This is a genomic window from Neobacillus drentensis (genome assembly GCF_036962125.1).
Lineage (GTDB): Bacteria > Bacillota > Bacilli > Bacillales > Cytobacillaceae > Neobacillus > Neobacillus drentensis_B.
Map to the genome: position 1 here is coordinate 151,244 of NZ_JBALOA010000004.1, position 24,497 is coordinate 175,740.

Sequence of the window (24,497 nt, forward strand, 5' to 3'; positions counted from 1 at the left end):
TCAAATCTCTCTTTTTATAAAAAATGAAGGTAGCAACTAAAAGCAGGGCAGTTAGTATTACTGATAAAGTAATGAAAATGGGTTCAAGCCCGCTCCCTAACATAAGATTCTTCGCTTCGAAATATTTAAACGGGGTTATATATTTCAGCCATTCTATGTTCTCGTTTAAATCAATGGCAATCGATAACATATACGTAAGGAGCAGAATGCCCGTTGCTAGAGATGGTGCTGTTTTTGGTTTCTTTTTTACAGCCGCAAGGGCACTACCGATGGCTAAAAACAAAACTTGTAAAATAAACATGCCCACCTGTGTCAGGACAATCTCACCATTAACTGCTTCACCTGCACTGTTGTATTTCTCAATGAGTGTTATGGCTGAAACCAGGGTGACCAAATTAAAAATGGCAATATTCGTAAAGGCAGCTAATAACTTCGCGGCAACAATCGTATTTCTCGAAACGGGTTTGACAAATAAAAACTCGGCGGTTTTATCGCGCTCTTCCTTCGCAATAATCGATGCCCCAAGCATTGCCGCATGGATTGTCGCCATTAATAACAGGTAAATATATAGTAATGAATAATAACCGCTAATCTTTGATAAATCGACGACACCGAAACCCATGACAGCCTTTAGCGATCTAGGCAAATCAGCGATTAGATCATTAATCGATTGGCCTGATGAGGAGTAAGCAGCATATTTTGCCATACCTGAAGCAACCATTAGGAAAACACCGATACTCCAAAAAGTGAGCGACTTTCGATACGATTTCAGTTCTTTTAAAAATATATTCATAATCAAACCCTCCATTAGCAAGCCGAATTCTTAAACAGAATGGATATCCTTTTTAGCATAAACGAAATAACTCACTGTGATGGCTAGAATAATAATGATCATACTGACTAGCAAAAATGATCCTTCATAACTGGAATGTTTGATGATAAAAGCCGTGTCGAAATATTTAAACGGCGATAAATAACGCTTCGCTTCCTCACCAGTTGTACTACTAAACATCCCTAAAAAGTAGAACGCAAATACGGTTGTTAGTGATACAGATAATACAGATTTAATCTTAGGGACAATCACAGAAATCATCACCCCAATAGTAAGGAAAATTAACTGAATAAAAAATAGCGTCAGAGAAAGCAACAGTAATATTTTCATGCTGAAATCATCTGTCTTGACTTGAAATACCATGAATATGGTTGCTACCAGGTAAATGATATTGGTCATGACGATTGAGACAAAGGCTGACAACAGTTTCGATGTAAGTACCGATGTCCTCGTAACCGGCTTTGTTAATAGAAAATCGGCGGTTTTTTCACTGACTTCCTTGCTGACAATGCTTGTGCCAAGATTCATTCCTTGAATCGCTCCACACAAAGTAATGAATGACAACGGGAAGCAATAGAAGCCGAGAATCGTAAAGAAATTGCCGAGGTTAAATCCAATGGCATTCCTGATTGCCTCGGGATATCCCTCCATGATTTTTTCAAAGTTCTCTGCATCCTTAGCAAATGCGGGATAGAACGACATAAAAAGGGCAATAATTAGCACTAACGATACTGACCAGATGAACGTCGATTTCCGATATGCCTTTAACTCATGAAAAAATATATTCATAGCTTCTTAGGCCTCCTTTTCATAGTAATGCATAAAGATCTCCTCAAGGTCAGGCTCTTCTATCCATAGATTTACTAATTCAATGTCGGCAATTTTTTTCATGATATCATTAATATTTCCTCTAAATAAAAAGCTCGTTATCGTTTCTTTTACTTCTAAATTATTGACGCCGCTGATGTTGAAGTGGTTCGGGTCGAGCGGTGCTTTCGTTTCCACTTTAAACTTCTTATAGTTGTTTTCTTGTAAGGTACTAATCTTTTCAACGGTAACAATCTTACCTTCTTTAATAATGGCGACGCGGTTACATAAGCGCTGAACCTCACTGAGGATGTGCGATGAAAAGAGAATGGTTGCACCTTTTTTATTCTCTTCTTCCAAAAGCTCAAAGAACTTTTGCTGCATCAGCGGATCTAGGCCGCTAGTTGGCTCGTCAAGGATAATCAGTTTTGGTTCATGGAGCAATCCCTGAACAATCCCTACCTTCTTTTTGTTTCCCAGGGAGAGGTCATCAATTTTTTTATTGAGGTCAAGGTCCATAATTTCCGCCAATTCTTTGATTCTCTTACTGCAATCCTTTTTATAAAAGCTAGCTGAGTATTTTAATAGGTCCTTCACCTTCATATTGTCATAGTAAAAAACTTCTGAAGGTAAATAACCGATTTCCTTTTTAATTTCAGGCGCAAATTGAATCGTGTCTTTGCCAAAGATAGTGGCACTGCCGCTTGTTGGGTAGATCAATGACAGCAGGGTCCGAATCGTTGTCGATTTACCCGCACCATTTGGCCCAATGAAACCAAAAATCTCGCCTTCTTCAACATGAAAGCTAATGTCCGTTATCCCTCTTGACTTCCCATAATTCTTGGTAAGATTGTTAATTTCAATGACATTCATCGTGACAGCCTCCTAATTTACAAATCAAAATTTTATTACAAATGCATTGATCGCCTAAACCTCTATTTACGCCTAATGGTAAGTCCTCATTTATAGAAACATTTAATCATTACCTCAAAGTACTCTTCTGCCTCTACTTGGATCTTTTGATAATCAATGTCGTGGGTTGGCGATAATTTCGCTTTATAGAGCGCCTCATCACTCATTTTTTCAAACGTCCAGCTAATCATCTTGATCATTTTTTTGAGGTCGACATCCTCTCTAAATTTTGAAAAATCAATTCCCTCATACGCCTTTTCAATATTGATGTGGGTCAGCTCCGCCTTCTTTTTATCAAACTCTACTTTGATTTCAGGGGATTCCTCCAAAAATATCTCCTGGATAAACTTAAAGATATCCGGATAGATAGCGAGCATTTCCACTTTGACCATAATCGCTTGGCGCATACGCATAAAGAAATCAGTTTCTTGAAGATTAATCTTTTTGTAAAATTCGTCAATTATAAGTTCATAACAGTAATCAAATATAAATAAGAACAACTGCTTTTTGTTTTGAAAATAATGAAACAGCAACCCCTTTGAAATACCTGCTTCTTTGACAATTTCATTGGTCGAGGCCCGGTCATATCCTTTGTCGGCAAATTCCTTTATAGCAGCATTTATGATTCGATCTTGTTTTTCTTTTTCTAGGTTGAAGAACTTTGAAAACATGGTCGCGGCCCTCCTTTTTTGGTTATTGACCACATCAGTCAACCACATTGTACTCCCGTTGACTTACCTGGTCAATAGTTGTCAAGCTATATTTTAACAAATATACGAAAAGATAGTTGAGGTATAGTATGGCTTTTAGGGAGGTGCTACGATACAGGATGTATTAAATTATCAGCAAGTAACCCCAGAACACACTAAAAAGCCCTGAAAAATGTGTAACCGTTCTCTCAAAATGATATGATAATTATGAATTCAACTCAAAAAGGGGAGTGTAGTGGAATTGAAAAACGAACTCATTGAAAGGTTTACTTCCTATGTCAAAGTGGATACACAGTCCAATGAAGAAAGTGAAACTTGTCCATCCACCGAGGGGCAATGGACTTTAGCCCGGATGCTTGTCGAGGAATTGAAATCAATTGGGATGCAAGATGTAACGATTGATGAAAATGCCTACGTAATGGCGACCTTACCAGCGAATACAGACAAACAAGTTCCGACAATCGGCTTCCTTGCCCATATTGATACCGCCACTGACTTTACGGGAAAAAACGTCAACCCACAAATTGTTGAAAACTATGATGGGAACGAGATCGTCCTAAACCCGGCACTAAAAGTAGTAATGTCACCGAAGGATTTTCCGAGCCTTCCTGAATATAAGGGCCACACCTTAATCACAACTGACGGCACGACACTGCTAGGCGCAGACAACAAAGCTGGCATCACAGAAATAATGACAGCAATGGCATATTTGATTAAACATCCAGAGATTAAACACGGTAAGGTTCGCGTTGCGTTTACTCCAGATGAAGAAATTGGCCGTGGACCACATAAGTTTGACGTTGCGGCCTTCAATGCGCACCATGCTTATACCGTTGATGGCGGCCCGCTTGGCGAGTTAGAATATGAAAGTTTTAACGCGGCGGCAGCCAAGGTGACCATCAAAGGAAACAATATTCACCCAGGCTCTGCCAAAGACAAAATGGTCAATTCAATGAAAATTGCGATGGAATTACATAGTAAGCTCCCGGCACAGGAAGCACCTGAACACACCGAAGGCTACGAGGGCTTCTTTCATCTGCTTGCGTTCAATGGCGATGTCGAGTTAACGAAATTACACTATATTATTAGAGACCATGACATGGAAAGCTTTAAGGCGCGCAAAACGTTGATGGAAAACATCATCAATGAACTTAAGGCAAAATACGGCAGCGACAACATCCAATTAGAATTGAACGATCAATATTATAACATGGGTGAAAAAATTAAACAGGTAATGGAAATTGTTGATATTGCCCATGAGGCGATGGTGAGCCTTGAAATCACACCAATTATTAAACCAATCCGCGGCGGTACGGACGGCTCACAGTTATCCTATATGGGTCTGCCGACACCGAATATTTTTACAGGCGGGGAAAATTTCCACGGCAAATTTGAGTTTATTTCAGTTGATAATATGATCAAGGCCACAAACGCAGTAATTGAAATTATCAAATTGACCGAACAGAAGGCTTAATAAAAAAAGCTAACCCAAGTCATATTGCTGGGTTAGCTTTTTATTCTCCAAGATTGGATAAGGCTGTTATACACTGTTGTAAACTTGAAATAGTTTCATCAAGCTGGTTATTTAGCTGCGCCTCAGACCACTTCCCACCGTTCTCCACCAAGTCCTTCTGAATCAATAAAATCATCCAAATCGAGAATACCGATGCGAATAAATAGTACTCTTTGATAAATGCCGCACGGTCAACCTCATACTCTACCTGACTTAGATAGGACGCCAAAATGCTCTCCCGTAACTGACTTGTCATTTTTTTAGGAAAGAGGGGATGGGCCATGTCAATCAAATGGAAGAGGTCCCAGTGCGGTGTATTAAGATGTGTGTGTTCCCAGTCCAAAATCTTTAATTCATTGGCGACGATTGCAAAATTTCCGGTATGTAGATCGCCATGCGATAATACCTTTTTTTTGGAAAGCTTCCAAATATTAAGGTGGTGGAAAATGCCTTCGATATTATCCCACGTGACATCCAACGCAGCTAATAGGCGATATACTTCAACCTTCTTTAAAAAAACTTCAGACATGATATCCTCTATTTTCGGCTTTAGTCCCGTTTTCGGGACATTTCCTAATTTCTCAACCGGGATGGAATGCCACCAAGCCATCCATTTAATGACGTCCATTGCAGTTTCTTCATTAAACTCATGAACAAGTGAGCCAAGATCCTCAAAGATCATCCAATTAAGTTCGGTGTGTTCGCTTATTGAATAGGTAATAATTTTCGGATAAACATCTGGGAAAAGGGAGAGAATGTGTTCATGAACCCAGACCTCTTTCCCTATTTGACCATCGTTCGTTAGTGGTTTAAAAATAAAGCTCTTTTCAGGCGTTAGATAGAATCTTTCAACAAATTTCCCATTCATCCCTTTATAGAGAATTTCTTTTTTCAGAACAACCTGTTCATTTAATTTACCATTTGCCGTAACCATATTATCAGGCAGTTCCATTGGTTCACCACCTTATCCTTATTAATAGTTTACTAGTTTTGTACTTTTTTCTTATTTATACTTATGTTCGAATAGGTAAGATTAACTCTTTTTACCAGAATATTTTCAGGCTTGGTTGGCAAAATAACATTGGTTCGATTTTTCAAGGAGGTTAGGCGATATGGATAACCGAAACACACATGAGTTTGTAGAACAGCTGCATGAAAAGCAGGAAAAGGATCAGAAAAATAAACAACGCCAAGCAACAAGTCAAAAAAGCCAAAGAATGCCGAATAAACAGCATTAATTAGAAAAGCGCAAGGGCTAGACCACAAAAAAGGGCCAACCTCACAGCTACCTTAGGCGGCACGTGGGGTCAGACCTTTTTTATTTATTCATATTAGCAAGAAAACTACCCAGTAAGTCATCAATATCTTCTTCTATTTCATCTTCCTCCATGACCGGCTGCTTATCACGGGCACCCTCCCAATCAAATGCCTCGAGGTCATCCTCCATCTCATTGATATCGAGAGAGGAGGGGGCATCCTCTTGTGCCGCAGCGTTTTGCCCCAAACTGCTATCTTGATGAAGCTCCTCGGTAAATACCTCTTCCTGAAGGTACAAGGCCTCATCGATATCGAGCGAATGACTATTTAATGAAGCAAGCAGTGCGGTTGACCGCACGGGGTCAGAAATTAACTGATAAAGGATACTTCCCAATAAGGCTTCTGAATGCTCATGCTTTAACCAATTTCGCTGGGCCTTCGTTAACTTCTGGGGGAGGGGAATGGTGATGGTCTCCTTTTCCCTTGATAATGAACTACCAACACCTTGCATGACAAACTCAGCAATCTTACTGGAAAAATTTCTTCTCTCCGTATCCTTTAACTTTTGTAAATGCTTTAAGATATGGTCAGGTGTATCAGAGGGGACACGGAAGGATATTGCTTGGCCCCGCTGAACCTCATTTGAGGCTGTTTTTTTCATATTATCACCTTACTTAGCTTTTTACAGGTTCAACTTTAGCCGCTTTTTGTTTCTCTTGTTTTCGAACAAAGTCAATGATGAGCTTATAGTAAGCATTGGCCATCATCCAAATACTTTCTTTCTCATCTTCAAAGAAGTCAATATTATAACCGTCTAAATTGTTATTTAACGTTTTGAGATATTCCTTTAATACATTGGCACCGCCACCAACAAAGTAACAAATTTCGGTTTGTGAGTTTCTTTGCCATACATTACGCAATAAACGATATTGCTTTTTGGCTAGATCAAGTAAGATCCGGTCTGTAATATCATGAACGCTTGTCCGGCTTCCTTTGACCATAATATGATTACGGTCGCTTTTCTTGGTGATAATCTCGACGACATCACGGCGGCTATCTAGTTCAACACCATGCTTCGATCTAATTTCTTCACGGATTGCTTCTAATGATTCAGACACCCCAAGGTTAAACCCTTGTGCTTTATCATCATCAACATTACGGTTTTTGATGACGGCAATATCTGTTGATAATCCACCAATATCCTGAATTAAAATGCGCTTATCAATAAGGTCCTTATTGATAATTTTTCCGCTATTATCCATTACAAGATTAATGTAGGCAGCGAATCCTTCCGGATATACTTTGATTTCATCAAATTTAATATTTACCTTTAATCCTTGGTACTTCGGAGTGACAAGGAATTCAACTTGATGAACGGATCCAACTAATTTAGAACGGTATCCTACATCCTTACCTTCCTTTACTTCGCGAAGGGGCAGACCTGTTCCAAGTGTATAGTTTGCATCAATGACATTTTTATTCCGTGGGAAAGCATGTAAATGGTCTTCCTTTACTGCATCTAATGCTAAAGTAGCAAACAGCATAATTAAGGTTTGGTCTTCTTCAGACTTGCTGCTGCCAGGATCAAGCTCCATGGCATTAATACTTTTGGTAGCTAAATTACCAATCCGATAAATTCCGTTGTTCTCTTTCAAAGCAGGGGAGTGGACTTTAATATGGATTCCATCCAAAGGATTCTTATTATCAAGTTCCTCAATACCAATAACCGGGCGGTCTTCTGTATCCCTTGCAATAATGTTAGGAATATTTAATTCATATTCTAATTCCCCAAAAATGGCCTTAATGGAGTCATTCCCAACATCAATAGCTGCAACTCTGGATTTAGTCATAAATATCATTCCTTTTCAATTAATAGATTTATTTTTTAAAAGTTGTATGTAATTCTAGGTCCTTCTTTAAGGTTATAGAAGATTAAGAGATTCTTCAATGATTTCTAAACAAAAAAAATATAACTGTAATGATGTAAACATTATGTAAACTTCGGTCTGTTGTATACACTTTTGTATACAACGATGACAAACCCGTATACATTGCGTAATCCCAAGATGTATACAGGTTTGTATACTTGTTTACAAAAACGTAAACATCTTGTATACAATTTGTATACAAGCACACAAAAACGTAAACGTGTATGCAAAATTGTATACTTACCATAATTTTACTCTATTTAAAAACAGCAAAGTAATTACTTATTCCTCCTAAAAAAAACACCCCTAAAGGTGCTCTTTAAATTTCACGTTAAGGGTGTGAATGTCCAAGGTCCCCTACCCTTCATTAGCGGAACTGGCAACCATACCTTCACTTACATAGAGGTAATACCATTTCTCCTTGTAGTTCAACCATCCTGTAACAACCGATTCCTGGTTGTTTAGTTTGTATTTTTCTTCTAATAAATTAGACCAATCTAATCCGCTGTCTTCACTCTTATCGAGATAATCCCACTGACTGTTATTAACTAGTTCTTGCGTATTTTTCATGACACCATGATCATTGAGAAAATACCATCTACCTTCAGAGTTGATCCACCCTGTCTTCATGACTCCAGTGTTATCAAGATAATACCATTCTCCCCCATTGGCAAGCCAGCCAGTTTTCATCGCTCCACTGTTCTCAAAATAATACCGATTTGCATCGACTGATAGCCAGCCAGTTATCAGCACACCTTTGTTGTCCAGGTAATATTTCTTCCCGTTATCAGCAATCCAGCCCGTTTGCATTACTCCAGTTTGATCAAGGAAATATTTCTTTCCTCCTTTATCAAGCCACCCCGTTTTCATAATACCTTTGTTATCTAGATAATATTTTTGCCCATTCTGGGTAAGCCAGCCAATCTGCATGATCCCAGCATCATCGAAGAAATATCTTTTTCCTTTAATTGTCTGCCAACCTGTTTTTGCTTCACCGTCAGCATAATAATATTTGTTACCGCTGAGCTCCACCCAGCCACTGCCGTATCCGTTTGCTTTAGCAATCGAATCAAAGCTGTTACTCGAGTGGGTGATAATAACCAATGTATACTTTTTAACATGACTAAAGAGCCATATAACCTCTGAATTGTGCATACGTACACAGCCTGAGCTTGCATAGGTTCCAATCGAATTTTCATTGGCATTGCCATGAATGGCATAAGTATCACCATACGTGCCTCTTGCTTCTAGTCCCATCCACCGCTTACCTAAAGGATTGCGCGGGTCTCCTCCTGGAATTTTCAATTTATAATAGGGTCGATTAACGATCTTAGTAACAATTCTAAATGTGCCTTCCGGAGTAAGCGACCTTGTTCTTCCCGTGGCAACACTAAATGTTTTTACTAGTTTTCCATCATCATAAAATGCAAGAGTATTGTTCTTCTTGTTAATAATAATTAATTGTGAACCGCCACTTGCGTTTGCATGACTCGTAAATAGGAATAAACTGAACAATAGAACAAAAGTAATCGATAGCTTCTTCATCGCAATCTCCCCAATATATATGTAAGTTATTATCAAACGTAACATAGGTTATCGGAGGATTTTGTCAAAAATCAGGGAGAAAAAAGCCATACTTTCTTATATTATTAGAAAAATACTATTAAATTCCGTATTACTTCGACAAAATCCATCAGTTTCCCAGCGTTTCTCTAGCAAACCACACAAAATCGTTGGGTGGTGACTGTTTTGATTCCTCTCTGGTGTCAGGTACCGAAGGACTTGAAAAAAAGAGAGCAGTTGGGTATGGTAAAATTACAATTCTCCACTTAAGGGTGTGTATCATGCGTATTAATAAATTTATAAGCGAATCGGGAAAGGCATCTCGAAGAGGAGCAGATAAGTTAGTGAGTGAAGGAAGAGTGACCATTAATGGAAAAGTGGCCGTGATGGGCAGCCAGGTAGAACCTGGCGATGAGGTCTGTATTAACGGCAGCCCCATAAAAGTCGCTCATAATTATGTCTATATTGCCTTAAATAAACCTGTTGGTATTACTAGTACAACGGAAAGACATATCAAAGGAAATATCATTGATTTAGTTAATCATCCCTTACGAATCTTCCATATTGGACGCCTGGATAAAGAATCAGATGGTCTTATTCTGCTAACGAATGATGGAGATATCGTAAATGAAATCCTCCGTGCTGAAAATAAACACGAGAAGGAATATATAGTTACTGTCGATCGACCGATTACTCCCGAATTTATAAAGAAAATGGCGGCAGGAGTGGAAATTCTTGATACAAAAACACTGCCATGTAAAGTCACACAATTATCAAAATATGTATTTCAAATCATCTTAACGCAGGGGCTAAATCGCCAGATTCGCCGGATGTGCTCTAGCCTTGGCTATGGGGTTGTCCGCTTGCAGCGGACTAGAATCATGAACATCCATTTAGGAAACCTGCCAATTGGTCAGTGGCGAGACTTGTCGAAGAAGGAAAAAAATCAATTATTTGCTGACTTAAACTATCAGCCTAAAGAATGGTAAGATCAAGAAACACTCGAGGTGGCTCATGTGGAAATAGGATCAAAAATTCGTGCAATACGAAATCGAAAAAAAATCACGATTGCGCAAATGTGTGAGGGTACTGGCCTATCAAAAGGATTTATCAGCAATGTAGAAAACAATAACACCTCGCCTTCAATTAACACATTGCAAACAATCTCATCCTTTCTTGGGGTTCCTTTACCTTATCTATTATTAGAAAAAAAGGAGCACATGCGCGTTGTTAGAAAGACTGAACGAACATACTCTACCTTTAACAATTTAAAAATAGAACACTTAACCTCCAATGGAGGCTTACGAATGATGCTAGTTGAATTCCCCTGCGGTGCCTCTATGGGGGAATTGAATGCCCACGAAGGAGAAGAATGCCATTTGGTGTTAGAGGGAAAGGTCTTGGCAGAGCAAGGTGAGGACTCAATGATCATTGAAGAAGGCGATTCCTTTAGCTGGAACGCAAGTGTACCCCATTTTGTTAAAAATATTGGCGACAGCAAAGCCGTCGTCCTCATTTCGATTTATTCCGATAGTGAACTAAGAGATATTTTTTAGATGTGAACAAAAGGGCTGACAAAAAATAGGAACCAGAAATCCTTTCATGTCAGCCTTTTTATCTTCCTAATTACTTTTTAAATCATTGATTATCTCAGATGCAGCCCTCTGGCCCGTCTCGACAGCGCCATTTAAATAACCTGGATATTTTATCGAGGTGTGCTCACCGGCAAAGAAGACATTGCCTTCACGTTCTCCTAAAATTCCGGCAAACTTCGTATATTGCCCTACCTTCCAATACGAATAGGCCCCTTTGGTCCATTGATTACTCAGCCAGTGGTCTACAGTAGATAGACCGTTCCACTGATTCCTGCTCCCAGGCAATACAGGTTCTAGCCTGTCCAAAAATTCCTTTGTCCTCTCTTTTATTTTCTTACCGGTAAATGCAAACTGTTTGGCCGCTGTTTCTGCTCCAGTAAAATTAACTAGAATACCTGATTTTCCACGTTGTGCCCTTGTTGATTCAAAGGTCTGTTGATAGCCCGTATCCGCAAATGTTTCGCCATTATTTCCCAGACCATTCCAAAATCGATTGACAAATTGGGCATGAAGCTTTGCATTTATGCCCATCCCAAGCTCTTCAATAGCAATATTTTTTAATGGGCGAAAGCTCGTATTCTGATAATCTATCGTTCTTAAAATACTAACAGGGATCGCAAGAATAACTTTGTCTGCAAAGACCTCCCATTCCTTTTCCTTATTACGAAAAATGAGCCTGATGTTGTTTTGCTTCGTTTGCTCCATTTTTATCAGTTGGGAATTGAATTGAATATGTCCATCGAGATTTTTTGCTAATAAAGCAGGAAGCTGATCATTCCCACCCCTAATATGAAAGCATTCATCTGAGTCACCATACATCAGAAAGTTCTCCTTTTGTGCATATCCTAATAAATAAAGGAGATTTAGTGCACTCTGATCATTAGCGTCTGCTCCATTTTCAATGGAATAGGCAAGTGCTAATAATTTCCCAAATCTTGAATAAATGCCACCAGGTACTGTTTCGTTAATGTAGTCTATTATCGACATATGATCGAGCTCAAACCCCCGCTGAGTATAGCGATTATATAGGGTCGTTTCGCCTGCCTCTTTAAGATCCTTTTGTAATTTTGGGAGGATTTTAATAAAATCATTAGTAACTTCATCAAAGGAATAAGGGCTTTGATCAAAAAAGTAAAATGGCTTGGTATTGAAGTCCTCTGACATGATTAAATGATCTAATGCTAAACCTAATTCATTAGCGAGTTCTAGAATCTCCATATGGCAAGAATCAATTAATTCCCCGCCACGCTCCACAATTTGCTCGTCTTTGAAAAACCCTCTCCTTGTCCAACACCGTCCTCCCACCCGATCGGAGGCTTCATAAATGGTTGCAGTAATTCCCGCTTGTTTAAGGCGATAAGCACAAGTGAGACCAGCCAAACCCGCTCCTACAACGACAATTCGAGAACTCACGGGCTCATCCTTACTAACATTTTCGTTGGAAAGCTGAGCATTATGAAAACATTGATTAGCTTGTGATGCAGCTTGTCCAATACTTAATTGCCTTTCTACTTTAGTACCTGCTAACACAAATGATATCTGCAGTATACTTGCTAATGGTGTTCGCGCCAATAAATTCCAACCCCTTAATGCAAAAATAAAAATGCAAAATAATTGATACACTATTGTGAAAAAGTAATTATCAATAAAATATGCATCGTTTTAAATTTTGCTTGAGGCAAGAAGCCGGCAGCTTGTATATTTTTATACAGCAAAATGATTTTTGTATAAATTGCTTGTTACCAATCACTTATGTCAAAATAGGAAGGAAAACGAAGAATGGCTTCACTGATTGTGGGTATGAAGTTAGAAGCAATTACTCAAATCATCCATCTACATATTGAAATCATTCATCACGATTAAAAATGGGAGGAAATAAACGATGAGAACCATTAAACTCGGAAGCAGTTCCTTGGAAGTGCCAGTTATCGCTGTTGGCTGCATGCGAATTAATTCGCTTGACAAGCCTGCTGCAGAACACTTTGTCCAAGCCGCTATCGAAGAGGGGGCTAACTTCTTCGACCATGCAGATATCTATGGCGGAGGAACTTGTGAGGAAATTTTTGCGGATGCCATCCACATGAATGCGGATATTCGTGAAAAGATTATCCTTCAATCCAAGTGCGGAATTCGCAAGGGAATGTTTGACTTTTCAAAAGAGTATATTTATGAATCCGTTGACGATATATTGAAACGGTTGAAAACAGACTATCTTGATGTGCTGCTTTTACACCGCCCAGATGCACTTGTTGAGCCTGAAGAAGTCGCAGAAGCCTTTGACCTCCTTGAAAACTCAGGAAAAGTACGGCATTTTGGTGTATCCAACCAAAATCCAATGCAAATCCAACTTCTAAAGAAGTACGTGAAGCAACCACTTGTGGCAAACCAATTACAATTGAGTATTACCAATGCGACAATGATCTCAAATGGAATCAATGTCAACATGGAAAATGATTCAGCTATAAGCCGGGACGGAAGTATACTAGATTATTGCAGATTAAATGATATCACGATTCAACCGTGGTCACCCTTCCAGTATGGGTTCTTTGAAGGGGTATTCCTTGGCAACGAGAAGTTCCCAGAATTGAATCAGGAAATTGATGAGATCGCCGCTAGATATGAAGTGAGCAATACAACCATCGCCATTGCCTGGCTGTTACGTCATCCAGCCCACATGCAGCCCGTCATTGGGACAATGAATATCGACCGATTAAAGGACTGCTGTAAGGCAAGTGACATTCGACTGACTCGTGAGGAATGGTATCGAATTTACCGAGCTGCCGGCAATATTCTTCCGTAAGTGCACTTCAAAAAGCAAGGCATGGCAATGGCTGTGCCTTGTTTTTTGATATTATTAGTTCGTTAATCTTTTTACAATTCCTACTGGTAAACAGGTTCCTTCAACCAGAGTACCTCTGATACATGCTGAGGTTTCCGTCCATATAGTTCCTCAATTTTATAGGCATGTACTTCCTCATAGGCATTTTTTATTCGATCAAATACCCAGTCTTCATTTCTATGTATTGGTGACCAGCAAAAAATGTCCATTTTATTCAACTCATTGGTGACCACATGAATTCGTTCATAGCTAATTGAATCCTGCTTCACAAAACCATGCTTTTCATAAAAGCGAATTCTTTTTTCCGAGTCAGGATCCTTCAAATTTGCTGGCTCAACCTCCAAGATAATTGGTTTCCCCCATTGCTTCAGCTCATTAAGAACCATGCTGCCTCTTCCTTTTCCACGACTATTGCCGAACACTAAGATAAAGTCGATAAATATGTAATCTGGTTGGTCTAAATAGATAACCATATGGTCTGGGCCTTCTAGTAATTTATAGGTCTCTAGTTTTTCTTGAAATAGTACTTCAAAATGCTGCTTTGATTTCATTTCCCTTTCAGGAAAGTAACTTGTTAACCTACTGTACCAATCGTACATACATTCGCCTCCTTTTATTATCTATTGCATAACAAAATCTATTCTAAATCCTGAAGCAAAACTTTTGAACGGAGACTTTTGTCGAATCAATTTAAAATATTCCATCAAATAAAGCGCTTTTACTACATAAAAATGGGAAAAAAATAATTTTTTTGTCGAAATTATCTTAAAGTATCCAAATATTAGTGAATTTAAACTAGTTGACGTCGAATAATGTAAATTGAATTTTCTTTTTGTAAAATAGTTTTTTGATAGAATGAGGATGGTTATTTTACATTACATACTTCAAAAGGTAGGGATTCTTATGGAAATGGTAGAAAGCAAGGAGAGAGTTACAGCATTGTTAGGCTGGAGCCTGCAAGCAATTGAAGCAATTGACAAACTAGGGCGTCCATATGTAGTGGTTGGTCCTCCTGAGTTTACTGCTTTTGCTGAAGCAAATGGAATTCCATTTGTCCCATGGCAATTTGATCAACCAATTGAAAGAGCGGACGAACTCTATGAAACATTGAAAGAAAAATCTACTAAACTAGCCGTTCCCATTTATGAAGAAACCGTAGAATGGGCTGGTACGCTCAATGCAAAATTTCGGAATGACCCGCGTATCTTCAAGAAATCATTGCTCTTACGTGACAAGGGCCTGATGAAGCGAAGAGCTCAACTAGCCGGGATCCGTGTAGGAATTTTTGAAGAAGCCTACTCAAAGGACGATATTTATTGGTTCTTCAAGCGTGTAAATGAGACCTTGCTAAAAATCGATGGTGAGACCAATGACCCTATCCATGTCAAACCATTTGATAAAGCAGGTACGGTCGGGCACCGAATGATTAGGGATCCAAGAGATGTGGACAAAATTGATGACTCAGAGTTTCCGCTTTTGATGGAAAGCCATTTGGAAGGACAAGAATTTTCGTGTGAAGCATTTATCCACAACGGTAAAGCGATGTTTTTAAATATCACCGAATATGTCGAGCTTGGTCACTCTAATTTTATTCCTGCCTCGCCATCACTTGAAAAATGGAGACCGCAAATCACGGTAGAAATTGAAAAGCTTGTAGCCGCTTTTGAAATTGATTATGGCATTATTCATCCAGAATTTTTCCTTGCACCCGATGGAACATTGTATTTTGGAGAAGTAGCCGCACGTGTTCCAGGCGGTCATATTTTCGAATTGATGGAAAAAGCTTATGGATTTAGTCCTTTTCAGGCTCAAGTCCTTTGCAGCGACCCCGATACGACCCAGGAACAATTGGAGGCATTTTTCCCTGTTGAAGTGGTTTCGGCACAAGGAATTGCCGGCAGTCTGATGGTCTATCCAAATGTTAAAAAAGTGAACAAATTGGATATTCCTGAAGAGCTGAAAAACCATCCTTATTTTGATAAGCATGATATGTTCATTCCGATTACATCCAAAGTGGCTGAACGGGTAGGATTTGGGAACCATTATGGCACGATTTTCTTTTTCGGGAAAGACAGCGATGTGATGAGAACCCTAATGAAAAAATATGAGGATTATAATTTCTACCTATAAGGAGGTCATAAAAGGATGAGTACAACCACAAAGAAGAAAAGGATGAATAAACACACATCAGCATTAAAAGGTAAATTCGAAGCTGCCATTGACAAGCTAGAGCAGGCAAAACCTTTTGCAAAAAGTTTATATCAAACAGAGGTCTTCCAATTGGCAATCGAGCTAGCTAGTTCAGATGAAGGGCTTATTGTACTTTATCAAAATGCCCATCGGTTTGATCAGGCTGGTGTCTTCCATGGGGGATTATGGGAAGATCCAACTAAAATGCAGCCATCGTTTGTGGGGGGATCGCTTCGACTTAAAGAAGGCGTGAATTCCATTCTTGAATTATTAAGCGAAATGAGGATGCTTTCGATTGCTAAAGGGGATTACCTCCATTCGGATTTCAGTCAGGGTGAGGCAAGCGCCTTTTTGAACGAGGTTCTTGCTCTTAATCTCGATCTTTTATTCCCACTGCAGTTAGAAGAAGGAAATACACTGTTAGACGATCATATGGTTCGGGCACATCGTCTGTTCCAATACCTTGGCAAGGAGCTTTCGTTCAAGGCAATCGCAGAAAAAATTGTCCAGGAAATTGACCGATTAACTGTGCAACGTCCGATTAACACTGAACGAATTTTAAATATGCTTGACATGTCTGGGCAATTAGTTGAGGTTGGCATTGATGAAAAAACTGCCGCTGAACTGCTTAAATTTACACGTGCTGCCTATGCTCCAACACCGTTAAGCAAGGATGCAGCCAATCAAAGAGAATACCGATTGAGATTAGAGAATGCCTATGATGATGAAATTGAGGCGGAAGCAAAAATTTTTGCGGGAGCGATGAAAGATACAGGATTAGTTTCCTCCTATCATGTGGTACTCCTAAGGTTCCTTAATCGAAAGAATAGTCATATTATTCCGATTTCAATTGGTTTGTCTGAAACAGGGATTGCTTGCTTTAATGCCCATAAAAAACTTATCCATGACATCATTCAAGTGTCTATTTATCCTGAAACACGCCAAGCTATTTATGGACTGGCCTTGATGCTGGACCGCGGAATTTTGGCACAGGAATCCCTAGCACATTCGCTAAGCACTTTGTTCGATCTTCCCATCCATGCTCAAGTGCGTCAAGCACTCGCACGGCCTGAAATGGAGCATGGCGGAATTAGTATGAATGGTCTGTTAATCGCTGGCGTTGTGAGTGTTCTTGGACAACCGCTAGGTGTTGGTCAAGGCCACAATCCTACCTGCCAGTCAGCAAGAGCCATCTCCCTTTGGGCTCAGCATGGAATCGACCGGTTAATGGATTACATTACTCGTGCCGCCCGTGATCATAGCATCAGCATGGCATTTGAAGGAGAGGTCATTCACTCCAGTCTTCTCATTGATGGCATCGCCAGTAAAATGGATCCAGATTTAGATCCCGTATCGACCGTACTTGTCCCACATCTGGATAAAATTTATCACGAGATGATGAAGCGAACTCTATTACGGGGAGAAGATGGCCACAAGTGGGTTAATCCTGAGTTTTACGGAGAGTGGATTCCAAGAGGATTCCTGAATGCCATTGACCAAATGACCCTTCAGGTTACCAACTATCCAGCATTCGTCAAGTTATTCTATGCTACCCATCATCCAGATTATAATGAAGGCTTTAAACTGGTTTACCCAAATCCGGTCGGTATTTTCATTACCAATGTACACGGTGAGCTGCTCGGTCTCCATGCCGTGTCCATTCAACGGATTAACAAAGACAAAAACGGGGAGTTCAGAATTTATTTCTACAATCCAAACAACGATAGCGGCCAAAATTGGGGCCAGGGCATCAAAGCAAGTGTGTCAGGCTTTGGTGAACTAGAAGGCGAATCCTCCCTTCCGTTCCAAGACTTTGTGTCAAGAATGTACGCGTTCCATTACAATCCTTTTGAACAAGGAGATACCTATATGGTTGAAGACATCCTTGTTGAAGAAGTACAAGCACTTGCAAAAGACAGTTGGGGCAGAAACTATGTCTGGGCTTAATTAATTTAGATTTATCCTTTTCTAGCTTGAATCTTGTAAAACGATAATCAGGACATCAGACTCTTTACTTTTCCGATTATATGGCCTGGGGGGACCATGCAAGATTCAAGTGGAGGATAAGGTTGGGCATTTATATTAAAAATCAGCTACTAATTATGGGAAAAAGGGGGATTTTTATGAATTTACGGGAAAACCATTCGTCACATGAGTTAAAGAGAACCATGAAAACAAGGCACATCTTCATGATTTCATTAGGTGGAGTTATTGGATCAGGACTATTCTTAGGTTCCGGCTTTACCATTAGCCAAGCGGGTCCAGCTGGGGCGATTCTATCCTATATCGTTGGCGGTTTTATTATGTTTTTAACAATGCTTTGCCTCGGTGAATTGTCTGTAGCGATGCCAGTATCAGGGTCTTTCCAAACGTATACAACGAAATTTATTGGTCCTGGAACCGGGTTCGCACTAGGATGGCTGTACTGGCTTGGCTGGTCTGTGACCGTTGCCTTAGAATTCTTGGCTGCCGGCCAGCTTATGCAGAGATGGTTTCCAGATGCACCCGTTTGGATTTGGAGTGCTGTGTTTGCTGTTCTATTATTCTTACTAAATGCGCTCTCAGCACGGGCGTTTGGAGAAGCAGAATTTTGGTTTGCAAGTATTAAAATTGTTGCAATTCTTATGTTTATTGGCCTTGGCGGGGCTGCTATGTTTGGATTAATTGATATGAGCGGCAGCCATAGCGCGCCATTTTTCTCAAATTTCACCTCACATGGACTTTTACCTAACGGATTTGCCGCATTAGTAACCACGATGATTGCCGTTAACTTCTCTTTCCAAGGAACCGAATTAATCGGGATTGCGGCAGGGGAAAGTGAAGAACCAGAAAAGACGATTCCGAAATCGATTAAACAAACCGTTTGGCGGACCCTTTTCTTCTTTGTATTAGCCATATTTGTTTTATCTGGGTTAATCCCAATGGAAAAAGCTGGCGTTATTGAAAGTCCTTTTGTTGTTGTATTTGATAGTATTGGAATTCCATATGCTGCCGATCTTATGAATTTTGTTATTCTTACTGCACTCCTATCTGTAGCCAATTCCGGTCTGTACGCTGGGACGCGGATGCTGTATGCAATGTCCAAAGAAAAAATGGCCAGCCCTTTTCTTACAAGAGTAAATAAACGAGGTGTACCAATCAATGCTCTTTGTTTTACGATTGGCATTGCGCTTTTATCGCTTCTATCAGGATTTTTCGCTGAAGAAACCGTCTTTATGTGGCTCCTTTCTGTAGCTGGTTTAGGTGCTCAAGTTGGCTGGATCTCGATTACAGCCTCACAAATTGCCTTCCGTAGAAGATTTATTCGTGAAGGTGGGAAAACGTCCGATCTCAAATTCAAAACCCCTCTATATCCTGTTTTACCAATTGTTGGCTTATTATTAAACGTGTCTGTCCTTGTCAGCTTAGCATTTGATCCTGCTCAACGACTGGCTCTTTACCTTGGTGTACCGTTTGTAGGTGCCTGTTACTTAATCTACCACCTCAAAATTAAAAAGGCGCGGGAGCAAGATGTTATGCTTGAACATGAAATTGAACTGGCTGAAAATAAAAAAATGGTTATTTAATACTTAAGAACACTTGGAGAGTTTCCAAGTGTTCTTTTTTTGTCCATCCTTCGTGCTTTCATGCTAATAATAATTTTCATTTGAATTCCTTGCCATCGTATGATACATTAATCAATATTCATTTTAATTTATAGAATATTTAATAAATTGTAACATCCTTGTAATCAACAATATTCATTTTAACTGATGCTAAAGAACAAGGATAAATCATCATTACTCCTCGGTTTAAACAATGCCCTTTTGTTTTTTCTGCTGTTTTGTCATTCTCTGTAAATTTTCTCAATAAAATACTGTTAAGGAAATATCCTAATGAGGGGAAGTGACATATGGGACTTTTTCTATTTTCTTCGGAGAATTCGTTTCAGAAGGCATTTAACCATTTATCGCAAGCTTCCATTCAACATAAAAGTTTATTTCAACCAGCTGTCCTTGAAGAAGCCGCAGCCCTTCTCACCGAACCGAATGGATTAGTCAAGCTCTTTAAGTATTCTCATCTCTTTGATGGGGCTGGGGTATTTACTGGTAAGCCATGGGAGAATGTCAAGAAACTGAACCCTGTCCTTGTTCGAGGGACCCTCCATGCGGGTGGAATCATGGCAACAGCTGAAGCATTGAGTAATTTGAGAATCCTCGCCATTGCCAGAGGTGATTACCATCATCCAGAAATGACGGCCTTTGAAGCGACTGATTTTTTGACTAGAGTGATGGCATTGAACTTAGACCTGCTGTTAATGAGGGAAACAGAAGAAAATCGCGTCTTGCAGCTTTACAAGGATAAGCAGGCTTCGGAGATTTTAGGTTTTATCGCCGATCATTGTTTTTCGCCGTTGGTGTTCCAAAATCTCTATCAAGAAGTCGATAACCTAGCCGTTCAAAGACCTATTGTCACAGATAAAATTTTAAAGTTAATTGCCAGTGCCAAAAGATTAGCAGGTGGCCTTGAAGAAGCAGATTCCAGCCTGAGTCTTTATGAAAATGCTGTTTATTCTCCAGCTGACCTTGCTGCCCACTCTTCCATTGAGAATTATCAGGAAAAATTGAGCACTAGCAACGATTTACAATTAATCCGTGAAGCAAACCAGTTGCTTTCTTCCATGAACCAAACAGGGCTTGTCTCACCCTTTCATGTACTCTTTCTTCTTTATATAAATAAAGAAAGAAAAGACTTGCTTCCAGCCATGCTTTGTGTGGATGAAACAGCAAGGGAAAATTTGCGTGTGAATTTACCATTTGTCTCCTCACTTATTGATTCCTCAGTAACCATGAAAACTAGACGAAGCATTTATGGTTTGATTCGATTGCTGCAGCGAGATATCTTTACGGGGGAATTTACTAAGGAAATCGAAAAGCTGAATACTGTTCCCCTTCATTGCGGGGTCAAAAACAAACTAGCAGAAGTGCATAAAATAACTGATATCCACACAATCCGTTCTCTTTTACTATCTGAAATAGTCAGCGTTCTAGGGCAGCCCTTAGGAATTGGGCAAGGTTTCAACCCAACCTGCCAATCAACAAGGGCACTTAGTTATTGGTCACAAAAAGAACCTGTCATGCTGTTGAAAATGTTTACCTCCTTCTTGGAGGACGGAAAAGTAACGATGAATTTTGAAGGAAATTCCCTTACCTCAGATCTGCTGCCGCACCTTTCAATGGATGATACCGACAATATTGATACTGTTTCTCTACTACTGATTCCTCACCTTGATGCGATTTATTTTGAAATGTTAAAGGCTGCTAAAGGACGCGGTCAGGATCCTCATAAATGGATTAACCCAGCCTTTCATCTCAAAGGGATTTGGACCCAATTTTCTGATTCTTACAGTGACTTTGAGTTTACAGCTAAATTCCTGAAGTACTACCACCCTGCAAACAATCCAACTGTCAATGCAGGGCTTCCGCAGCCAGCTGGAATCACGATTTACAACCATTCTGGTCAGCCGCTTGGCGCTCATGCCGTCCTTATCCAAAGAGTCGGTCATGACCAGTCCGGCTGCTTACGTGTCTATTTTTATAATCCGAATAATGACAGCCTTCAAGTTTGGGGGAATTCCATTAAAACTAGTGTTACTGGTAATGGAGAAAAAGAGGGGGAGTCTTCCCTGCCATTTGAAGATTTTCTTCATTGCTTATATGCTTTTCACTACCCAGTTCCAGACTAAAAATGGAGCACCCCCATCCCTCTTTTACTATCGTAAGGGTGGGGATTTGCTTTCATTTAATCGATTGAAGGGGAGAAAAAAGATAATGGTGCAATCGGTGCAGACTTTTATCAATGGTAAAATATTTACTTCAAATCCAGAGCAACCCCATGCAAGTGCCATGATTGTACGTGATGGCAGAATTTCGTGGATTGGGGAACAACCAGCTTTGAAGAGAATCGAAGGGAATTGTATAGATTTGAAGGGCCAGCGTGTGCTGCCAGGCTTTATCGATGCCCACTTACACCCTTTGTGGCTCGCCAATGCCTCGACCCAAATTGCTTGTACGCCTCCCATTGTCAACTCAATTGCCGATTTAATTGTAGAAATTCAGACAGTCTATCAATTGAGCAGGAACGATCAATGGATTGAGGGCTGGGGCTTTGATGAGGGAAAATTACTCGAAAAAAGAACACCAACACGCTGGGACTTAGATCAAGCTGCTCCAGACCTGCCAGTTTTTATCTCACGAACTTGTACTCACATCGCCGTTGTTAATAGCAAGGCATTAGAACTAGCTGGGATTACCAAAGAAACACCAGACCCCCCAGGAGGGGAAATTGATCGGGATTCTACTGGTGAACCAACCGGTATCCTCCGTGAAAATGCAAAAGAACTCGCCACCCGCATAATGCCCGTAAAATCGCTTGAAGAGAATGCGGCTTCACTTGCCGAATTAGGATCGTTCCTCCTATCTCATGGCATTACAGCCATTACTGATCTTTCGAGTCGAACAGGGCCAACAGATTACTTGAACCTGTATCAAACCGCAGTTAAAAAAGGGTTAAAACAACGGACGGTTCTTTACTATATGTGGGAGGATTTAAAAGAACAACCGCACCTAAAACCAGACCAAGTTAACTGTAAAAATCAAATTCACATCGGTGGAATAAAACTATTCTCAGACGGGAGTGTCTCTGGTAAAACAGCCTGGGTATATACCCCATTTCTCGGGGAAGCGGAAAATTACGGAATTCAAACGACTTCTAAAGAAGAATTGACCGCTGCGGCAGAAGCAGCCGAACAAAATCAGATCCAACTGGTTGTCCATGCAATGGGGGGACAGGCCATTGATTTAATCCTAAAAACCCTTGATACAAAGAAGAACTGGCTTTCCGATGGACCGTCACTTCGAATTGAACATGCAGCAATGCCAACCACCCAAGCGATTAAGCGTGCTGCAGAAAAGGGAATTGCCTTTGTCACCCAAGCAATTTTTATGTTTGCGGAAATTGAAAGCTATCATAATAACCTTGGCGAGGAGCGCACTAAGCAAACCTACCCGATAAAATCCATGCTTGATGCAGGTGTGAAAGTCGCGTTATCCTCTGATGCACCTGCGACCGCTTGGGCAGATCCTGTCAATCCTTTTGTTGGCATCAAGTCTGCTGTTACACGTCAGGCGTATAATGGGGCTGATACGGGCCAGGAACAACGAATCGATGTAGCAACCGCCATTCTTCTATACACTAAAGCAGCACAGGAAATCACTAGGATCCCTGAAGTTGGAAAACTTGCGGTCAATCATCATGCCGACTTTATTGTGCTTGAGAAAGATATATTTGATATGGATTTGGACAAGATTGATACTGTTTCTGTTTCCAAAACTTATATGGGTGGAGAGTTAGTTTTTGAAAAACATAGGTAAATAACGCTGGGATTAGGGGAAATTAATGGATTTATTTCAATAGCCGCACGTAAGTTTGTAACATTATTGTAACATTTATCAGGATGAATACAGAGTTGATACATCTGACTTTTGGTTAAGATTTATTTTGGAAACACCACGTTTTCTGATTATTCAATAATTTTAGAAATACTATTGCAATATAATTGCCATAGATGTAAAGGATTTAACATCTCCCTGTCCTTTGTTTCAGAAAAATCCATGTTACGATTAGGTAAAATTAGCATCCAATGAACAGGGAGGGTAAAAGAATGCTAAACAAACTTATAACTTTCATAGCAGTTGCTGTGCTCTCAGGAACTGTGAGTGCGAATGTACAAGCTGCAACCATTACTGAAAAAAACCCAGAAAACCTTTGGGATCAATATAATTTAACAGAAGATACAAACCAAAAAGATGCAACGACGCTAGAGACAGATCTACCGGTAAATCCAGCCGTGCCTGTCACTTCTGAACCATTCCCAGTGTCGGCAAAACCTGTAATTGCTCATGCACTGGCAAAAAAGAAAAGCGCACCTATAATGAAATTAACCAGCAGTACAAGCGTAAAGGAAATTACCGTAAAAGCTACAGCCTATACAGCCTCTTGTGAAGGCTGTTCAGGTATAACAAAAACAGGTGTAAATATCAAAGACAATCCAAATAAAAAGGTCATCGCTGTTGACCCTTCCGTCATACCGCTTGGCAGTAAGGTTTATGTAGAAGGATTTGGCGAAGCGGTTGCCGCAGATACTGGCGGCGCCATCAAAGGAAATCGAATTGATGTCTTTATTCCATCAGAACAGGATGCAATGGATTTCGGGGTAAAAAAATTAACAGTAACAATTTTGAACTAAGATGCGGATGACTCGAGCCCATCTTAAGTATCTCTTGGCGAATTAAACACTGCAAATCCTTTAT

The 24,497-nt window shown here is 40.0% G+C and carries 19 protein-coding genes and 2 pseudogenes; 11 read left to right on the forward strand and 10 right to left on the reverse strand.

What is annotated here, in order from left to right:
- The 4 genes and pseudogenes from V7121_RS04220 to V7121_RS04235 form a co-directional block, all read right to left on the reverse strand.
- A pseudogene (locus tag V7121_RS04220) lies at positions 1–808 on the reverse strand (ABC transporter permease subunit); the annotation flags it as partial.
- Positions 809–823: 15 nt separating this feature from the next.
- A complete protein-coding gene (locus V7121_RS04225) occupies positions 824–1,621 on the reverse strand; it encodes an ABC transporter permease subunit (protein ID WP_335545832.1) in 798 nt (265 codons plus the stop codon).
- 6 nt (positions 1,622–1,627) lie between these two features.
- Positions 1,628–2,512 carry an ABC transporter ATP-binding protein gene (locus tag V7121_RS04230; RefSeq protein WP_335497348.1) on the reverse strand — a complete coding sequence of 295 codons (885 nt, stop codon included), beginning with the start codon at positions 2,510–2,512 and terminating at the stop codon, positions 1,628–1,630.
- A gap of 86 nt (positions 2,513–2,598) precedes the next feature.
- Positions 2,599–3,222 carry a TetR/AcrR family transcriptional regulator gene (locus tag V7121_RS04235; protein WP_335545834.1) on the reverse strand — a complete coding sequence of 208 codons (624 nt, stop codon included), beginning with the start codon at positions 3,220–3,222 and terminating at the stop codon, positions 2,599–2,601.
- Positions 3,223–3,502: 280 nt separating this feature from the next.
- On the opposite strand from V7121_RS04235, the gene pepT reads away from it, so the two are divergent.
- The gene (pepT, locus tag V7121_RS04240; RefSeq protein ID WP_335497345.1) at positions 3,503–4,735 is read left to right on the forward strand and encodes a peptidase T; all 1,233 of its coding nucleotides are present in this window, start codon (positions 3,503–3,505) and stop codon (positions 4,733–4,735) included.
- 40 nt (positions 4,736–4,775) lie between these two features.
- Here the strand turns inward: pepT and V7121_RS04245 are convergent, their stop codons facing one another.
- A complete protein-coding gene (locus V7121_RS04245) occupies positions 4,776–5,726 on the reverse strand; it encodes a phosphotransferase (RefSeq protein ID WP_335545836.1) in 951 nt (316 codons plus the stop codon).
- A gap of 160 nt (positions 5,727–5,886) precedes the next feature.
- Between V7121_RS04245 and V7121_RS04250 the strand changes: the two genes are divergently transcribed.
- On the forward strand, positions 5,887–6,012 hold the full coding sequence (locus tag V7121_RS04250) for a DUF4023 domain-containing protein (RefSeq protein ID WP_335497343.1): 126 nt from the start codon (positions 5,887–5,889) through the stop codon (positions 6,010–6,012).
- An 80-nt stretch (positions 6,013–6,092) separates the two neighbouring features.
- On the opposite strand, the gene V7121_RS04255 is transcribed toward V7121_RS04250, so the two are convergent.
- The 3 genes from V7121_RS04255 to V7121_RS04265 form a co-directional block, all read right to left on the reverse strand.
- On the reverse strand, positions 6,093–6,692 hold the full coding sequence (locus tag V7121_RS04255; protein ID WP_335497342.1) for a hypothetical protein: 600 nt from the start codon (positions 6,690–6,692) through the stop codon (positions 6,093–6,095).
- A 13-nt stretch (positions 6,693–6,705) separates the two neighbouring features.
- Positions 6,706–7,881: a ParM/StbA family protein gene (locus V7121_RS04260; RefSeq protein WP_335497341.1), complete on the reverse strand. Its 1,176-nt coding sequence runs from the start codon at positions 7,879–7,881 to the stop codon at positions 6,706–6,708.
- A gap of 435 nt (positions 7,882–8,316) precedes the next feature.
- Positions 8,317–9,504 (reverse strand): L,D-transpeptidase family protein, encoded by a 1,188-nt coding sequence (locus V7121_RS04265; RefSeq protein ID WP_335545837.1) that lies wholly within the window; start codon positions 9,502–9,504, stop codon positions 8,317–8,319.
- Positions 9,505–9,803: 299 nt separating this feature from the next.
- Between V7121_RS04265 and rluF the strand changes: the two genes are divergently transcribed.
- Entirely contained in the window at positions 9,804–10,511 is a 708-nt protein-coding gene (gene rluF / locus V7121_RS04270; RefSeq protein ID WP_420490601.1) for a 23S rRNA pseudouridine(2604) synthase RluF, read from the forward strand.
- 27 nt (positions 10,512–10,538) lie between these two features.
- A complete protein-coding gene (locus V7121_RS04275; protein ID WP_335497338.1) occupies positions 10,539–11,078 on the forward strand; it encodes a helix-turn-helix domain-containing protein in 540 nt (179 codons plus the stop codon).
- A gap of 66 nt (positions 11,079–11,144) precedes the next feature.
- Here V7121_RS04275 and V7121_RS04280 read toward each other — a convergent pair whose 3' ends face one another.
- Positions 11,145–12,689, reverse strand: coding sequence for a flavin monoamine oxidase family protein (locus V7121_RS04280; RefSeq protein ID WP_335497336.1), 1,545 nt, complete (start codon positions 12,687–12,689; stop codon positions 11,145–11,147).
- 310 nt (positions 12,690–12,999) lie between these two features.
- Between V7121_RS04280 and V7121_RS04285 the strand changes: the two genes are divergently transcribed.
- On the forward strand, positions 13,000–13,917 hold the full coding sequence (locus tag V7121_RS04285) for an aldo/keto reductase (protein WP_335545839.1): 918 nt from the start codon (positions 13,000–13,002) through the stop codon (positions 13,915–13,917).
- An 80-nt stretch (positions 13,918–13,997) separates the two neighbouring features.
- On the opposite strand, the gene V7121_RS04290 is transcribed toward V7121_RS04285, so the two are convergent.
- On the reverse strand, positions 13,998–14,555 hold the full coding sequence (locus V7121_RS04290) for a GNAT family N-acetyltransferase (RefSeq protein WP_335497334.1): 558 nt from the start codon (positions 14,553–14,555) through the stop codon (positions 13,998–14,000).
- Between the two features lie 304 nt (positions 14,556–14,859).
- On the opposite strand from V7121_RS04290, the gene V7121_RS04295 reads away from it, so the two are divergent.
- The 6 genes and pseudogenes from V7121_RS04295 to V7121_RS24885 all read left to right on the forward strand — a co-directional run.
- Positions 14,860–16,086, forward strand: a complete 1,227-nt coding sequence (locus tag V7121_RS04295; protein ID WP_335545841.1) for an ATP-grasp domain-containing protein — start codon at positions 14,860–14,862, stop codon at positions 16,084–16,086.
- A gap of 15 nt (positions 16,087–16,101) precedes the next feature.
- On the forward strand, positions 16,102–18,093 hold the full coding sequence (locus V7121_RS04300; RefSeq protein WP_335545842.1) for a hypothetical protein: 1,992 nt from the start codon (positions 16,102–16,104) through the stop codon (positions 18,091–18,093).
- Between the two features lie 176 nt (positions 18,094–18,269).
- A complete protein-coding gene (locus V7121_RS04305) occupies positions 18,270–19,712 on the forward strand; it encodes an amino acid permease (protein WP_335497330.1) in 1,443 nt (480 codons plus the stop codon).
- A 326-nt stretch (positions 19,713–20,038) separates the two neighbouring features.
- Complete coding sequence (locus tag V7121_RS04310) at positions 20,039–21,871, forward strand: hypothetical protein (protein WP_335545844.1); 1,833 nt, start codon at positions 20,039–20,041, stop codon at positions 21,869–21,871.
- Positions 21,872–21,956: 85 nt separating this feature from the next.
- On the forward strand, positions 21,957–23,558 hold the full coding sequence (locus V7121_RS04315) for an amidohydrolase (RefSeq protein WP_335545845.1): 1,602 nt from the start codon (positions 21,957–21,959) through the stop codon (positions 23,556–23,558).
- Positions 23,559–24,145: 587 nt separating this feature from the next.
- Positions 24,146–24,433: pseudogene (locus tag V7121_RS24885) on the forward strand (3D domain-containing protein); the annotation flags it as partial.
- Between the last annotated feature and the right edge of the window lie 64 nt (positions 24,434–24,497).

Excerpts from the sequence above, each read along its gene's own strand:
- V7121_RS04225 (WP_335545832.1), bottom strand. The coding sequence starts at position 1,621 with ATGAATATATTTTTTCATGAGTTAAAGGCATATCGGAAATCGACGTTC.
- V7121_RS04230 (WP_335497348.1), bottom strand. The coding sequence starts at position 2,512 with ATGAATGTCATTGAAATTAACAATCTTACCAAGAATTATGGGAAGTCA.
- V7121_RS04235 (WP_335545834.1), bottom strand. The coding sequence starts at position 3,222 with ATGTTTTCAAAGTTCTTCAACCTAGAAAAAGAAAAACAAGATCGAATC.
- V7121_RS04245 (WP_335545836.1), bottom strand. The coding sequence starts at position 5,726 with ATGGAACTGCCTGATAATATGGTTACGGCAAATGGTAAATTAAATGAA.
- V7121_RS04250 (WP_335497343.1), top strand. The coding sequence starts at position 5,887 with ATGGATAACCGAAACACACATGAGTTTGTAGAACAGCTGCATGAAAAG.
- V7121_RS04255 (WP_335497342.1), bottom strand. The coding sequence starts at position 6,692 with ATGAAAAAAACAGCCTCAAATGAGGTTCAGCGGGGCCAAGCAATATCC.
- V7121_RS04260 (WP_335497341.1), bottom strand. The coding sequence starts at position 7,881 with ATGACTAAATCCAGAGTTGCAGCTATTGATGTTGGGAATGACTCCATT.
- V7121_RS04265 (WP_335545837.1), bottom strand. The coding sequence starts at position 9,504 with ATGAAGAAGCTATCGATTACTTTTGTTCTATTGTTCAGTTTATTCCTA.
- rluF (WP_420490601.1), top strand. The coding sequence starts at position 9,804 with ATGCGTATTAATAAATTTATAAGCGAATCGGGAAAGGCATCTCGAAGA.
- V7121_RS04285 (WP_335545839.1), top strand. The coding sequence starts at position 13,000 with ATGAGAACCATTAAACTCGGAAGCAGTTCCTTGGAAGTGCCAGTTATC.
- V7121_RS04290 (WP_335497334.1), bottom strand. The coding sequence starts at position 14,555 with ATGTACGATTGGTACAGTAGGTTAACAAGTTACTTTCCTGAAAGGGAA.
- V7121_RS04295 (WP_335545841.1), top strand. The coding sequence starts at position 14,860 with ATGGAAATGGTAGAAAGCAAGGAGAGAGTTACAGCATTGTTAGGCTGG.
- V7121_RS04300 (WP_335545842.1), top strand. The coding sequence starts at position 16,102 with ATGAGTACAACCACAAAGAAGAAAAGGATGAATAAACACACATCAGCA.
- V7121_RS04305 (WP_335497330.1), top strand. The coding sequence starts at position 18,270 with ATGAATTTACGGGAAAACCATTCGTCACATGAGTTAAAGAGAACCATG.
- V7121_RS04310 (WP_335545844.1), top strand. The coding sequence starts at position 20,039 with ATGGGACTTTTTCTATTTTCTTCGGAGAATTCGTTTCAGAAGGCATTT.
- V7121_RS04315 (WP_335545845.1), top strand. The coding sequence starts at position 21,957 with ATGGTGCAATCGGTGCAGACTTTTATCAATGGTAAAATATTTACTTCA.